General features: G+C 33.5%; 12 protein-coding genes. 2 read left to right on the top strand and 10 right to left on the bottom strand.

The genetic code is table 11. From position 1 onward, the window contains the following. Window positions 1-124 precede the first annotated feature (124 nt). The gene (locus tag CLOLE_RS19305; RefSeq protein WP_013658805.1) at window positions 125-1,849 is read right to left on the bottom strand and encodes a glycoside hydrolase family 13 protein; all 1,725 of its coding nucleotides are present in this window, start codon (window positions 1,847-1,849) and stop codon (window positions 125-127) included. A 198-nt stretch (window positions 1,850-2,047) separates the two neighbouring features. On the opposite strand from CLOLE_RS19305, the gene CLOLE_RS19310 reads away from it, so the two are divergent. After that, complete coding sequence (locus tag CLOLE_RS19310; RefSeq protein ID WP_013658806.1) at window positions 2,048-2,719, top strand: AraC family transcriptional regulator; 672 nt, start codon at window positions 2,048-2,050, stop codon at window positions 2,717-2,719. A 185-nt stretch (window positions 2,720-2,904) separates the two neighbouring features. Here the strand turns inward: CLOLE_RS19310 and CLOLE_RS19315 are convergent, their stop codons facing one another. The 5 genes from CLOLE_RS19315 to CLOLE_RS19335 all read right to left on the bottom strand — a co-directional run bounded on the left by CLOLE_RS19315 (window position 2,905) and on the right by CLOLE_RS19335 (window position 7,368). Continuing rightward, window positions 2,905-3,168, bottom strand: coding sequence for a hypothetical protein (locus tag CLOLE_RS19315; protein ID WP_013658807.1), 264 nt, complete (start codon window positions 3,166-3,168; stop codon window positions 2,905-2,907). Between the two features lie 115 nt (window positions 3,169-3,283). Beyond that, window positions 3,284-3,565, bottom strand: a complete 282-nt coding sequence (locus CLOLE_RS19320; protein WP_013658808.1) for a DUF1294 domain-containing protein — start codon at window positions 3,563-3,565, stop codon at window positions 3,284-3,286. A 259-nt stretch (window positions 3,566-3,824) separates the two neighbouring features. Then, a complete protein-coding gene (locus CLOLE_RS19325) occupies window positions 3,825-4,769 on the bottom strand; it encodes a sugar kinase (RefSeq protein ID WP_013658809.1) in 945 nt (314 codons plus the stop codon). Window positions 4,770-5,123: 354 nt separating this feature from the next. After that, complete coding sequence (locus CLOLE_RS19330; RefSeq protein WP_013658810.1) at window positions 5,124-6,149, bottom strand: sugar kinase; 1,026 nt, start codon at window positions 6,147-6,149, stop codon at window positions 5,124-5,126. Between the two features lie 256 nt (window positions 6,150-6,405). Continuing rightward, a complete protein-coding gene (locus tag CLOLE_RS19335) occupies window positions 6,406-7,368 on the bottom strand; it encodes a bifunctional 4-hydroxy-2-oxoglutarate aldolase/2-dehydro-3-deoxy-phosphogluconate aldolase (RefSeq protein ID WP_013658811.1) in 963 nt (320 codons plus the stop codon). A gap of 365 nt (window positions 7,369-7,733) precedes the next feature. On the opposite strand from CLOLE_RS19335, the gene CLOLE_RS19340 reads away from it, so the two are divergent. Beyond that, entirely contained in the window at window positions 7,734-8,387 is a 654-nt protein-coding gene (locus CLOLE_RS19340; protein ID WP_013658812.1) for a helix-turn-helix transcriptional regulator, read from the top strand. 74 nt (window positions 8,388-8,461) lie between these two features. On the opposite strand, the gene CLOLE_RS19345 is transcribed toward CLOLE_RS19340, so the two are convergent. From CLOLE_RS19345 to pelA, 4 genes are all read right to left on the bottom strand, one after another. Further along, a complete protein-coding gene (locus CLOLE_RS19345) occupies window positions 8,462-8,989 on the bottom strand; it encodes an NUDIX domain-containing protein (RefSeq protein WP_013658813.1) in 528 nt (175 codons plus the stop codon). Window positions 8,990-9,331: 342 nt separating this feature from the next. Further along, window positions 9,332-11,509 (bottom strand): sensor histidine kinase, encoded by a 2,178-nt coding sequence (locus tag CLOLE_RS22175; RefSeq protein ID WP_013658814.1) that lies wholly within the window; start codon window positions 11,507-11,509, stop codon window positions 9,332-9,334. After that, complete coding sequence (locus CLOLE_RS19355; RefSeq protein WP_013658815.1) at window positions 11,478-12,176, bottom strand: response regulator transcription factor; 699 nt, start codon at window positions 12,174-12,176, stop codon at window positions 11,478-11,480. Before CLOLE_RS19355 ends, CLOLE_RS22175 begins: the two co-directional genes overlap by 32 nt. A gap of 514 nt (window positions 12,177-12,690) precedes the next feature. Then, entirely contained in the window at window positions 12,691-14,265 is a 1,575-nt protein-coding gene (gene pelA / locus CLOLE_RS22180) for a pectate lyase (protein WP_013658816.1), read from the bottom strand. Window positions 14,266-14,425 lie beyond the last annotated feature (160 nt).

Genomic DNA, 14,425 nt, shown 5'->3' on the forward strand with positions numbered 1-14,425 from the left:
GGTCTTAAAAGCAATTTTTAAGACCTGTCCCCATATTTAATTATCTCGTCATATTTAGTTATTTGAAGAACCGTCCCCATTTGTTTGTCCCTTTTTATTCTTAAGAACCGTCCCCATAGTAAAATCATATAAGTTTGATTATCTGAGCTGTCATTGGAGTTAAAGTAATAGTTGAGGCTAGTTTAACTTCCTTATCTGTGAAGAGGTCTATTCCTTTTAATGATTTTGGCAATCTTACTTGCTCATGGTCATCGCTATTATTTAAAAGAACTAGAATGCTCTCTGAGCCCGCATTTCTTGTAAAACCTAAACAGTTATTTTCACAAAGGATAGTTTTATAATCTCCTGTCTGAAGTGCTGGATGTGTTTTTCTAAGCTTAATCATTTGTTTGTAAAAGCTTAGAAGCTCTTGATCTTGCTTCTTAGGATCCCACTCCATACACTTTCTACATTCTGGATCATCTCCGCCATTTAAACCAATTTCATCTCCATAGTAAATATAGGGTACGCCAATGTAAGTAAATTGAAAGGCAAGCATAAGAAGCATACGTTTTTTATCATCACTAGCTTCTGTTAAAAATCGTTTTGTATCGTGACTATCACAAAGGTTCCAGAGTTGCCTTGTAATACTCTCCATATAAATCGCTCTATTTTCTGCTAGAACGTGGTCAAAGCGTTCTACACCTATACTTCTTCTAGCAAAGAAATCTGTTACTGCCCATTTGAAAGGATAATTCATGATACCGTCTAGCTGATCTCCCTTTAGAAAAGAAGCTGCTTCATGCATAATTTCCCCTATGACAATGGCATCCTTTTTAACGGATTTAACTACCTTTCTAAATGCTTTCCAAAACTCATGATCTACTTCATCACAAACATCTAATCTCCAACCATCTATATCCACTTCTTCTATCCAGTATTTAGCTACTTTCAATAGGTAAGCTTCTACTTCAGGATTATGTATTTGAAACTTAGGCATTTTTTTATGGCAAGCTCCAAAAGTATAATAATTAACCTTTTCTTGATCAATAGGTAAGCTATCTATATGGTACCAGTCTTTGTAAGGTGAAGCCTCTCCCTTTTCTATAACGTCTTTAAATGCAAAGAAGTCATCTCCAGAATGATTAAACACTGCATCAAAAACAATTTTCATACCACGCTCATGGCACTTTCTCACAAGCTCTTTAGCGATTTCTACATCCCCAAACTGAGGATCAATCTTATAATAATCTTTAGTATTGTACTTATGATTTGAATTAGATTCAAAGATAGGCGTTAAATATAAGAGATTAACCCCTAAATCCTCTAGATAATCCAAATGATTGATAATACCTCTTAAATCTCCACCAAACATAGTTCTAAGTCCAACCTTGCTGCCCCAAGGTAAGGTGTTTTCCGGATTAATTGTTTCATCTCCGTTATCAAAGCGATCTACAAAGATTTGATACACAACGGCTTGTTGCAACCATTCTTCCTCCTTATATATGTCCCCTTCACAAATGTAGGCATACTGAAATGGTGTTAAGTATTCAAAAGAGCTGACCTCTTCTTGACCACGTTCATCTAAGAAGACTATTTTCTCTTGTGTATCTATAAGCTCAAAGAAATATTTATACCTATTTCTAAAGCAGGAAATATCTACACTCCAAAAATCAAAGAGCTCTGTACTTGTATAAAGTTCTAGAGGTTTCTTTTTAAATTCACCATCATCATCGTAACGGTCTCTAAAGTATACATTACACGCTTTTAAGTCGCCTCTAGCTGCTCTTAAACGAAGTGCTAAAGTATCTTTATCTTTGCCATAGGCATAAGGTATATCTGTTGTATGGTAAATAGCATATTTATTCATTTCTTTTCCCCCGATTGGTTTGAATTTGATTTGATTATAGCAAAGTAACCTTTGTATTTTTGTTTATAATTCATATAATTTGTTTCTTTTTTATTTAACTTAAAAAGTGTATACTAAAAATAACTTATATTGAAATAGAGATTAATTTAATAAAATTAACTTTGTAAAAAAGAACATAACAAGTAAAGGACGAGAAATATGCGAGAAATATTTGTTTCTGACGATTACTTTTTTAATCTAGAGGTTTCCCTTATTATGGAGACAAGAGACAAGGAAAAATTGTTACAGCTAGTCAAACAAAAGCATAGCTGGGAAATCCAAGACAACTTATCTGCTTCGACTAAACGTAATGACCTACTCATATGGAATGTTTTGTACACTCGGGAAATCATTAAAAATGGTGTATCCAAACAATATCTTCATCCTGTTTATAATAAGTACTATAAGTCTATTCAACTACTTTCCTCTCTAGCTGAGCTTCAAGATATCGAGTGTAAAATGATTCATTCCTACTTTGATATTCTTACTCACTCTTTAGAAGCTGCTGGACATACCATGGTTAATAAAATGATTAGCTATCTCTATTTACATATTGAAGACAAAATCGTCTTATCCGATATGGCTGCTGCCGTTAATCTTTCTATAGGCTATATGTGCCAGTGTTTTAAAGAGGCTTTGGGCATGTCTATCATGAACTACAATAAAAAGATTAAAATAGAACGTGCTCAAATCTTACTTACAGGCACAGACTACAGTATTTTAGAAATTGCTACTTTATTAGGCTTTTGTGACCAAAGTAACTTCTGCAAAGCTTTCAAACAAATTACCGGAATGTCCCCTTCTAAGTATCGCTCCTTAGACATTAAATAACCTATAGGCTTGTTTTAGACGTTTCGTAAAAATAATAGGCATAGCCTTTAAATGTTTATACATTAATGACTATGCCTATTATTTGTTAGCTAATTTTTGTTTATTTTAGTGTTTTATAGACTACCTTATTTAGTTTATTCTCATATCATCTTGACTTCGCCAATTAAGCATACTCCAATAACACACTATTTGTGTTTCATTTTATTCTCAAGATTTCCTATGCCTTGCATTGTTTTATCAATAGCTTTTTCAGCACCTTTTTTCATAGCTTTTACGCCTGCAGTTGCTTTTTGGCTAAGATATTCACTTCCTGCAATGGCTTTGTGTCCTAAGTCTTCAACGCTACCTAACGCTTTGTGACCTAGATCCCCAGCATCATCCATTACATGATGAGCCATGTTTTGTACATCTTGTTTGTATTTTTCGAATGTATCTTTTTTATCTTGCATCAAAATCACCTCTTGTAGGTATTATTTGCTACTTATGATTTTGTATACATATAATTTTAATAAAACTAATCATTCGCTTTTTAAACGCCTTTATTTTAAGAACCGTCCCTACTTGCTACCCATTAAGAACCGTCCCCAAATAAAATGCTACTATAAGTTGTAAAAGAAGAATGGCTGGCATGCCGTATTTAAAATACCAATGCTTTGTTTTATGTCTAAATTTCTTCATGCCAGCTATACTGCCGATACTTCCCCCTAGAATAGCTACTGTAAATAAAGCTTTTTCTGAAATGCGATATTCTCCTCTTTTGGCTTTTTTCTTATCTGACCACATCGTTACATAGCCTAAAATATTCATTAATAGGAGATATCCTAGTAAAATTAATATGTTATTCATGACTTTTCCTCTCTTGTCTTTTAGTTGTACTGCTTTATCTTGATTTGTAATTTAAATAACTCTTCTTCCTACTAATATAAGTTTAGTTAGAACTATCCCCTTTTGTCAACTAAGCTATTTTTGCACGGCAAAAGTCTCTTTATTTTAGAATAAGATCTTCTAAAATAAAGAGACTTCACATAGATTACTAATTTAAATGTTACTACTTCTATATGTTTAAGAGACTCTTTATGATTTACCCTGTCGAAAAGTAAAAGTATTATAAAGCTTTTTTCTCCATAAACCCAAATAGCTGTTCTCTTGTTGGTAGACCTTCATTGTCTCCCTTATGCATAACTTGAAGTGCACCAATAGCATTAGCTCTGTCTGCACATTCGCGTACATCTTTATTTTCTAAAAGCCCACTGATGAAACCAACAGCAAAACCATCTCCTGCGCCTACTGTATCGATTACTTTTTCAACGTGGTAACCACCTATGTATGCTTCCTCTGTTTGAGTCTTTACGTATGCGCCTTTTGGTCCCATCTTAATAACTACATTTTTTACACCATGGCTTAAATAGAAATCTGCAATATCTTTTTCATGATTAAAGCCAGTTAAGATTTTTCCTTCTGAAATACCTGGAAGTACTGTATCACATCTAAATGCAATTTTATTAATAGTAGCTACCATATCAGTTGAATCTTTCCATAAGCTTGGTCTTAAGTTTGGATCAAATGAAGTTGTTAAACCATTATTTTTTGCTTTCTCTATAAGGTAAAGTAATGTGGCTCTTGAAATATCTGAAATAGCTGGGAAAATACCTGTTAAGTGGAAGTGATTGAAACCACACATATCAATTTCATCTACATCATCTACTTTTAAATTAGAAGCCGCAGAACCATTACGATAGTAAGCTACATCTGGATCTCCAACTGAAGTTTTCCCTTTAAGCTGGAAAGCTGTTGGGTAATGATCGTCAAAACAGATAAAACTTGTATCAATGCCTTCACCTTTTAAGAAGTCAATTAAGTATTTGCCGAATGGGTCCCTCCCTAATTTGGTAATGTAACATACTTCATGTTCAAGTCTTTTTAGACCTATGGCTACATTCATTTCAGCTCCTGCTGCTGATCTTGTAAAACTTGTTACTGTATCTAAAGTGCCTTCTGTTTCTGCAATAAATAATGCCATAGGTTCCCCTACTAAAATTACTTTTGACATTTTACGTCCTCCTATTTTTTTATATTGGTAATAGTTTATAGTCCACTAGCTTTTATATTTAGGTACGATGATGTCTACTCCTTAAATATCTTCCAAACATGTTTGTTACTATAAAAATTATTCCATTCGCCCATGATTTTGTTTCATTTAATGTAACATTGTCTATTAATTGTCAAAAAAAATACGACTAAAGCCACATTTCATTTTTCTGTGTGTTTTAATCGTCTTTCATAATTAGGGTGCATAATAAGGGTATGCACCCTAATTCTTTAGGAGTGTCTCTATATGGTACTGTTAGTATAGAGACCATAGTGCATTGCACTAAGATAAGGGGTAATATGTTTCGCTAATAACTTATCTTTGAACACGTCCAGAACCGTCTCCACCAGCAAGAGATTGAACTTCTGCTACTGATACGCGATTGAAGTCGCCTTCGATTGTGTGTTTTAAACATGAAGCTGCAACTGCAAATTCGATTGCTGCTTGTGGTTCATAGTTGTTAACTAATGAGTAGATGAGACCACCGCCAAATGAATCTCCTCCACCTACACGGTCAACAATACGTACAGCGTATTTTTTAGAGAAGAAGTAATCTTCGCCATTGTATAACATTGCTGCCCAATTGTTATCACTTGCTGAGATTGACTCTCTAAGAGTAATTGCTACATATTCAAATCCAAATCTATCTTTAAGTTGTTTAGCTACATCTTTATAACCATCATGGTTAACTTCACCTTTTGTTACGTCAGTGTTTGCTGCGTGAATACCGAATACGTCTGCTGCATCTTCTTCGTTAGCAATACATACATCTACATATTCCATAAGTCCAGCCATTACTTGACCAGCTTTTTCTCTAGTCCATAATTTTTTTCTGTAGTTAAGGTCACAGCTTACTTTGATGCCTTTAGCTTTAGCTGCTTTACATGCTTCTAAACAGATAGCTGCTGCATTGTCACCTAATGCTGGTGTGATACCTGTAAAGTGGAACCATGTTGCTCCTTCAAAGATTTCATCCCAGTTAAAATCAGCTGTTGTTGCTTCCATAATTGCAGAGTGATTTCTATCATAAATTACTTTTGAAGGTCTTTGAGAAGCACCTTTTTCTAAGAAGTAAATACCAATTCTTTCTCCACCGCGAGCGATATGTTTTGTTTCTACACCGTATCTACGGAGATCATTAATAGCTGCTTGACCGATTTCGTGTGCTGGTAATTTTGTAACGAATTCTGCATCTACACCATAATTAGCAAGAGAAACAGCTACGTTAGCTTCTCCACCGCCATATGTAGCTTGAAATTGATCTACTTGGTTAAATCTTAAGTATCCGTTTGGTGCAAGTCTTAACATAATTTCGCCGAAAGTTACTACTTTATTGTTCATGGTTCATTCTCCTATTTTATTGAATTAAAATTTATTGATTAAGTTTACTCATACTATAGCCAATTCTCCTTAGAGTCCAATAGCTAAGAATCACTTTTTATAGTACTAGCACTTTATCTAGTCTTAGTTGTCATTGTTAGTGAGTTAATTAACAGTATTTAGGTAAGTTAAAAGACTCTTTATTGTTAGTCACGTCTTTTATAATTTGTCTTTTAATTAAGTGTTTTAAATTGCTTGTTTATGTTTTAGAAAGCTATTATTTTTGTAATAAATGAATAGCGAATCCACCGATTTCTTCTTCTAAGTAAATAGCTGCAAGTTTACCTTTTGCGTTATATTTAGCTGACTCTTCATTGATTTTAACACCTTTTGCTTTAAGGTAAGCTACTGCTCTTTCAATGTAGTTTGTTTTATATGCAATATGACCTTTTGCGCCAAGGTATGGTGATTTCATAACTTCAATACCTTTACCAGCAAAGATTGAACTATTGCCTTCTTTGATTGATGTATTAAATAAACCATCGAAACCAGCTGCGATTTCTGAAGCTGCTGCTTCTGATTCTGCATTGATACCAACGTGTGCAAGCTCAAAGCCTAACATTTGTGTTACAGCTTCTCTTGTCATTTCTGTGATTTTATCAAATTCACCTGCTGCTACTAAGCTTGGATCTACCATCCAGCTACCACCACAAGCGATGATTCTATCAAATGATAAGTAATCATTAAGATTTTTAGCATTGATTCCACCAGTAGGCATGAATTTCATGTTTGTGTATGGACCAGCCATTGATTTAATAAGTTTAATACCACCAACTGCTTCAGCTGGGAAGATTTTTACAACATTAAGACCAAGCTCGATAGCTTGCTCGATATCTGAAGGATTAGCACAACCTGGTGTAACAGGGATACCTTTATCTACACAGTATTTCACTACTTTTGGATTAAGCCCTGGACTTACGATAAATTTAGCGCCAGCCTCTACTGCTTCATCAACTTGCTCAGTTGTAAGAACTGTACCTGCTCCAATTAACATTTCTGGGAATTCTTTTGCCATAATGCTAATAGCTTCTTTTGCACATGCTGTTCTGAATGTTACTTCAGCAACTGGAAGACCTCCATCACATAATGCTTTCGCAAGTGGTTTTGCTTCTTCAATTTTATTAATTACTACTACTGGCACAATACCATATGCACCAATTTGTTCAAGAACGTTACTCATTACCCCTGCCTCCTTGTAGACTCCTAAATTATTTTGTTCAATTAAGTTAAATCTAACTATTTTGATTATAATCAAATTATATATTATTATTTTTTATATGTATAGTTATTTTAACACTTTTTTTAAGACGTATGTTGGCGATTTATATAAACTTTGATATAAATTGCTACGTATTCGTCACGATTCTAATATTTTATTTTATATTTCTTACTTATTTTTATTTATTTTAAAAATCATCCTTAATAATTTGCTTATTATTCTTTATTTAATGTATTATTATTTTTAGACAAAATCATACTTTTTTATTTATTTGTACACTAATTATGCTATACTTATGGTTATAAATCATACTATAGGGGGTAACTATGCAAACCATTTATGATAATATTGAGATGTTTACAAGTATCTTAGATTTATTAGAAAATCATCTTGGTACTAGCTGTGAGATCGTACTTCATGACAATACTAAAGAATATGAACATAGCATAGTAGATATTCGTAATGGCTATATTACAGGCCGCAAGATTGGTGATTGTGGTGGTAACTGGGGCTTAGAGGTACTGAGCAAGATGACCTCTGATACACACATCTATAATAAAATAGTACATATGAGAAATGGTAAAATTATTCGTGGCTCCTCTATGTTTATACAAGATGATGCTGGAACAAATATTGGTGCCATTTGTATCAACATGGATATTACAGATACACTTAAATGTGAAGAATACCTTAAACAGTTCAATAGATATTCTACACCATCACCTTCTTCCAATGAGCTTTTCACCACAGATGTTAATCAGCTCATGGACAATCTTCTTACCCAATGTGAAAACATGTTTGAAAAGTCAATGAATCATCTAAATAAAGATGAGAAAATGCAAATTATTCGCTTCTTAGATAGTAAGGGAGCCTTCCTTATTACTAAATCTGGGGATCGTGTTTGTGAATTCTTAAACATCTCTAAATTTACCCTATATAACTACTTAGAGATTACAAGACAAGGTATAGAAAATGAATAAAAAAACAAAAAAAGGAATAGCCCTAATAATATTATTAGTCTATTCCTTTTTTGTATAAGCAAATACATATAATGTTAGTATTCAGGTACAACACCTGATTCTTTGAGTCTTCTTAAGGCTAAGGTTTCTCTATAAACCCAAGGATTAATCTGTGTCCCCTTTTGTGTGAGGATTGCCTCATTTTTTGCAATAACCTCATCTAATTCTATCCATCTTGGTTCAAATTCTTGTTCTTCTTCATATTTATCCAAATGTTGTTTTGTTTTATTAGTTTTTACATCACAAAAATAATAATAAGAAGTCATCTCGAATATCCCTGAAGTATCAAATTGATTAGGATTTCTTTGAACGATAATGCCCGCACGTTCTCCCATTCCTTCTATAATATATCCAGTTTCCTCGATTACTTCTCTGCGCAGGGCTTCTTCGTGGCTTTCTTGCCTTTTGATGCCCCCACCAGGAAATTTATAATCGCCTTTATTCGTGTGTACCATGAGTATCTTATTATCTTTTAAAACAATGGCTCTGACAGCTTGCCTTGTTGTTATTTTTATATTTCTATTTTTTATTTTTTGTATACCTAATATCTCATCAATGATCATAGACTCCTCCTTATCTCTTTTTGTCGTCTATTTCTTTATATTTAATATGCCTAACTGTTCAATGTTTTATCAATAAATATATATTCCTTATTTTGCTATGTACGACTAGCTTTGTTTATATTCCCGAATATTTTATTTTATATTATCACATTTCACAAAGGATTAATAGTTTATTGTTCATATTATTATACTCAAAAATAATTTTTATCATAAAATCATGATATTTTATTTCCTAGAGCATCAGAGAATACAAGAAAAGAAAGCCCTGTAACATTTTTTTCTGTACCGGGCTTTCTTATTATTTACTCTGTCTCTAATCTATGTCTCTTACAAACTCCTCTGCTATTTTTTATTTAATGAAACAGTATCTTTGATAGCAGGTATTTTTACTTCTACTTTAAATAAGTCGCCATCTATACTAATAGCCATTTGTCCTCCTTGCAGGTGCATAAGGCTTTGAGCTATAGCTAATCCCAAACCTGATCCTTCTGTGGTTCTAGAAGCATCTCCTCTTACAAAACGTTCTGTTAATTCCTGAGGATCAATATTAAGTGCTTCTTTTGAAATATTTTTAATAATAAATGTCCCATATTCTCCTTCATTTAATACTTCAATATAAGCTCTAGTATGTGGCATTGCATATTTACTTACATTAGAAAGGAGATTTTCTACCACTCGCCACATATGCCTACTATCCCCTAACACCTTAGCTGGCTGAACTCCCTTTGTAATCAACTGTAAGCCTTGTGCTTCTAGCCTATCTGTATATTCCCCTAAAGCTTGAAGTATAAGCTCATCTAGCATAAAAGGTTCTAATTTAGCTTCTACATTTCCAGTTACTGCCTTAGAAGCATCTACCAAATCCTCTACTAATTGTTTTAATCGATTACTTCTTTCATCTAAAATGCTTATATATTCCTTAGCCGTTTCATTATTTATTTCTTCGCCCTTTAGTAAATCAATATAGCTAATAATAGAAGTCAAAGGTGTTTTTAAGTCATGTGACACATTGGTAATAAGTTCTGCTTTTAAACGTTCACTTTTTACTGATTGAACTACTGCTTTTTCAAGACCTGTCCCCATGGTATTAACCGTATCTGCTAAATCTACTAGGACAGGAAGAGACCTTTCTAATTGAATCTTATAGTCTAATTCACCATCTGCAATAGCCTTGGTGCCTTCAAGAATTCGTCTATAGTCAAAAACGACCTTGGCTAATCCTAATAATAAAACGCCACTCCAAGCCATCATTAAAATAATGAGGATAACAGCTGAACTTAGCGCTAAACCAACTATAAAACTCAAAAGGAATGCCCCTGCATTAATACCAACAAGTACAAATATAGCTACCATCAACATACGCTTAGTCATTAAGTATTTTTTTAAAAGTTTTATTACCCTGATAACCCCTATATATTCATCTATACTCTTATTCTTAATATGCTTAATCAAGCTGCTTACTACAGCTAACCCAATTCCCACATAAACACTACTTAAAACAAATACCAAGCCAGCTACTATTAGACTTTGAGGGACGGTTCTTGTACCTACATAAGGAAGACAACTCAATAAATCAAACGACCTATTAATGTCTTTCATTAATATACTAAAAATAAGTGTACTTATTCCTAGGCCTATCAATTGGAGTTCAAATGGTATCTTATCAAATCCATTCATTCTAATGTCTTCTTTTTTACTACTTCTTCCTACTGCTACAATCCAATACACCATTAATATAATGCCTACTAATGCAGTAAAAGCAATCATTTGATAAGTAATCGACTTAAGCTGCTGAGCTTTTTCAAAATTTTGCTCGTAGGTATAAAATACATCTCCTGGTTCAAGTGGTTGTTTAAGGGCTACATAAACCTCATATTGGCCTTCATCCTCAAATCCTTCACCTCTATAATAATCATAGTGCGTTACTGAATGATTGCCGTATACCCCATATATATTCGTATCATAGTCATAATCTCCATATTTTCCATAACTCATCAAAGCGTTACTTCCATTATTAATATAATGACCATCACCCACTAAGTATACTTCTCTATGAGTTAAATCCTGGAGTATTTTCTCTTCACCAATAGAAGTATCCATATTAGTAATCACCACATTATCTTTTAGGCTTTTAGCATAAAAGTCCACATTAATATTACTTTTACCGGTAGCACTCTCTATACTCATCAGATAATCTTTTCGGTCTTTCATAATTTTTTGCTGAGCTTCTTCATCAGTTAGTGTACCACCATGAGCTTCTTTGTACTTCTGAATATCTTCTGCCGTTATATTGCTTATAATCTCTGGCTTTCTGTAACGTACAATATAGTCTCTTACATAACCTGCCTTTTGAATAAAGGCTTCATTAAAATAATACGTATTATAAATACTATCTTGACTCGGTATTACTTGACTGTTAAAAAAACTAAACAGTGTCAAAAAACCTACTAAGAAAAATCCTAGAACAGCAATAGTCTTAAGCCAGCTACTATAAATTAATTTTTTCCACCAGGTATCCACTACCCCACACCACCTTTATATACTTTGGTTCTTTGGGATTAATCTCAATTTTCTCTCTTAGTCTACGGATATGAACCGCCACCGTATTCTCTGGTGCAAAAGGGGTATCGTGCCATACGTTTTCATAGATTTGGTGCATCGATAAGACCTGCCCCATATTAATCATGAGATATTGCAAAATTTTGTATTCTGTAGGTGTTAGGCGTACTAGCTCCCCATCTACATAAACCGTATTGGCACCTGTATCCATGCACAAGCCACCTGTCATTAAAAGCTGTGGTGTTTGCTGCATGGCTCCAAGTTTAGTATAACGCCTTAGCTGAGACCTTACCCTCGCTAGAAGCTCAAAGGTATTAAAGGGCTTTGTAATATAGTCATCTGCCCCTAAATTAAGTCCTGCTATTTTATCCGTATCTTCACTTTTAGCTGATAAGATGATAATAGGAATATTTTTTTCCTGCCTTATTTTTAGCGTAGCTGATAAACCATCTAGCTGAGGCATCATAATATCCATTAATATAAGATGAACCTCTTGTTTTTCTATAGCCTCTAGAGCCTCTACGCCGTTGTAAGCTTTTAATGTGCGATAGCCTTCCTTCTGTAAATGAAGGACTATCGAGTTAACAATAAGCTTATCATCATCACAAACTAATACGGTATACGTCATACGCTTTTCCCACCTTCTATATATTCTTATGTTTATTATAACTGAGATTAGCCTCCTTTATAAATAGATTATATTAAAGTGATATTACAAAGGGCTAAATAGGTTTCTTACAATTTCTTAAGAATGTGCTTATGGGGTAAAAGATTCATTATTAAAGATGCGTTATTGAGAAAATGAAAAGGGATGACTACCTTCCGTCGCTCCTCTCATTTCTATCAACTATATGGCATCAATATGCTTCATCTAAAAATCCCTTTCTTGCGTAATTCTATATCATAGTATCTATACACATCTTAAGCTCAATTACTTAAGTGAACGCTACAATTTCACTTTGCTTAGTCATATGGGCCAAATGCTATGTAAATTATTGTCTAGAAAAATAAAAGTACAATTATTTTAATGGAATATGGTCCGTTAAAGTAATTGTACTTTTTTATGCATGATTAAATAATATAATTGGGGGGACCAACTTATTATGTATGCATCCTATTTTCTTCTCTATCTTGTTTAAGTATTATTTTTCTATGGCTTTAAGCCATTCATTGTATTGTGTTTTTACTTCATCTTTTAAGTAAGAACCATACCAGCTGTATTTATTTCTTCTTTCATAAGAAATGTCTTCCATGCTGTATTTTACAACACTATCTCTACCAGAGAATACTGGTTTAAAGGTACTATCAATTTCATAGAAACGTGCCCAGATAGTTGATTTTGGATCATCTACAAGTACACGATTTGAACCAAATTCAAGGCTATAGTCTGTGATAGTTGTCATTTTCTTGCCTTCGATTTTAACTTTATCAAGCCATGCCATACCTGCTTTAACTGCTTCAACTACTTCTTTGCTTGGATCTTCAAGTCTCATTAAGAATTGCATTACTCTTACACTTTCTTGTGTAGCAATAGATGGAATTTCATAAGCTCTACCGAAAGTAGGCTCAAGTGTTACTTCATCGTATTGAGAAGCCCATGCTGTCTTTACACCATCTACTTCAATTTGTAAATCTAAAATACATTGAATACCTTTATCGATGCATTTTTGAACTTCTGGAATTTTATCAGCGTATTCTTTTGTTACAAATTCATATCCTGGATCTGCTTGTACTACATCAAGTAAGAGTTCAAGTACATTGGCCATAGCATTATCATTAATAGTAATATTCTTAAAGTAACCTGTAGCTACTGGGAAGTATTGTGCCCAACCACCATTATCATATTGACCATCTACTAAATAATTAAGGCCTTTCATAAAGCTTTCTGCATATTTTTTATTGCCTGTAGCTGTATATACTTTAGCTAAGTATCTCATTTGAGTAATCGTTGCATCATTATCAATTGTAGATTTAAGAAGTGTAGCTGATTGGTCTTTAATTGACTGTGTCATATCTACAGCATCTACTACCTTCATCCAACCACCATTGCTGTTTTGGAAAGCAACAATATTATCTGCTACTTTTTTAGCTGTTGTGCTGCCATATTCGCTGTCCTTTTTATTAAGCAAAGCGCCGAATGTCCAGTCTCCACCTGTTTTAAGGTCCTCTCCACCTTGTCTTGGTGTCATAATACAAGTAGCCACTAAACGACATCTTTTGCTATCCCAACTTACATTAGCATCTAAGCTTTCAAAAACGAATTTAACTGGTAAGTAAAGTGTCTTACCTCCATCTTCATTTGTTACAAGCTCTGGTGCGTATGGTGCTTTTAATGTTTTATTATCAAGTTTAGCTTCTGTCTCTCCTACCTTCATGGTAAGTGTTGTATCATTAAGCTTCATTTTGATTTCGCCTGTTTTTTCATTATAGCTATAAGTAGCAGCAAGTTTTTCAAATATATCTCTTAAAGGTGCCATCATTGTATCAGCACTTGATTTGCCATCTTTCATGATAGGTTTTAAAAGATACCCATAATCTAATTCATGGAATGCACCATTAACAGAAAAGTTTGGTTCTGTCTCAATAATAGCTACTGTTTTTACTAATAATTCTTTAAAACTAATATTATCTGCATATAGAGGTGTTGTTACCGCTCCTGCTGTCATTGTCATTGCTAGCATAAGCATACAAGCTTTTCTTTTAAGTCCTAATTTCATAAGTTATTCCTCCCATTTACTCGTGATACATTGATTATATATTAATATTACCTAAGCATCTGTACATTTTTTGATTATTTTAGTGCATTTTCTACATTTTTTGATATTGTCTACTTATCTTTCTTGAACTGCCTTTTTTTATACTCTCCTAATCTTAGTA

The organism is Cellulosilyticum lentocellum DSM 5427, assembly GCF_000178835.2.
In the GTDB taxonomy this organism is placed as follows: domain Bacteria; phylum Bacillota; class Clostridia; order Lachnospirales; family Cellulosilyticaceae; genus Cellulosilyticum; species Cellulosilyticum lentocellum.

Bases quoted from the DNA above. Each gene is read 5' to 3' on its own strand.
- CLOLE_RS19305 (WP_013658805.1), bottom strand. From the start codon at position 1,849: ATGAATAAATATGCTATTTACCATACAACAGATATACCTTATGCCTAT.
- CLOLE_RS19345 (WP_013658813.1), bottom strand. From the start codon at position 8,989: ATGATCATTGATGAGATATTAGGTATACAAAAAATAAAAAATAGAAAT.
- CLOLE_RS19310 (WP_013658806.1), top strand. From the start codon at position 2,048: ATGCGAGAAATATTTGTTTCTGACGATTACTTTTTTAATCTAGAGGTT.
- CLOLE_RS19330 (WP_013658810.1), bottom strand. From the start codon at position 6,149: ATGAACAATAAAGTAGTAACTTTCGGCGAAATTATGTTAAGACTTGCA.
- CLOLE_RS19335 (WP_013658811.1), bottom strand. From the start codon at position 7,368: ATGAGTAACGTTCTTGAACAAATTGGTGCATATGGTATTGTGCCAGTA.
- CLOLE_RS19325 (WP_013658809.1), bottom strand. From the start codon at position 4,769: ATGTCAAAAGTAATTTTAGTAGGGGAACCTATGGCATTATTTATTGCA.
- CLOLE_RS19340 (WP_013658812.1), top strand. From the start codon at position 7,734: ATGCAAACCATTTATGATAATATTGAGATGTTTACAAGTATCTTAGAT.
- CLOLE_RS19315 (WP_013658807.1), bottom strand. From the start codon at position 3,168: ATGCAAGATAAAAAAGATACATTCGAAAAATACAAACAAGATGTACAA.
- CLOLE_RS19320 (WP_013658808.1), bottom strand. From the start codon at position 3,565: ATGAATAACATATTAATTTTACTAGGATATCTCCTATTAATGAATATT.
- pelA (WP_013658816.1), bottom strand. From the start codon at position 14,265: ATGAAATTAGGACTTAAAAGAAAAGCTTGTATGCTTATGCTAGCAATG.
- CLOLE_RS19355 (WP_013658815.1), bottom strand. From the start codon at position 12,176: ATGACGTATACCGTATTAGTTTGTGATGATGATAAGCTTATTGTTAAC.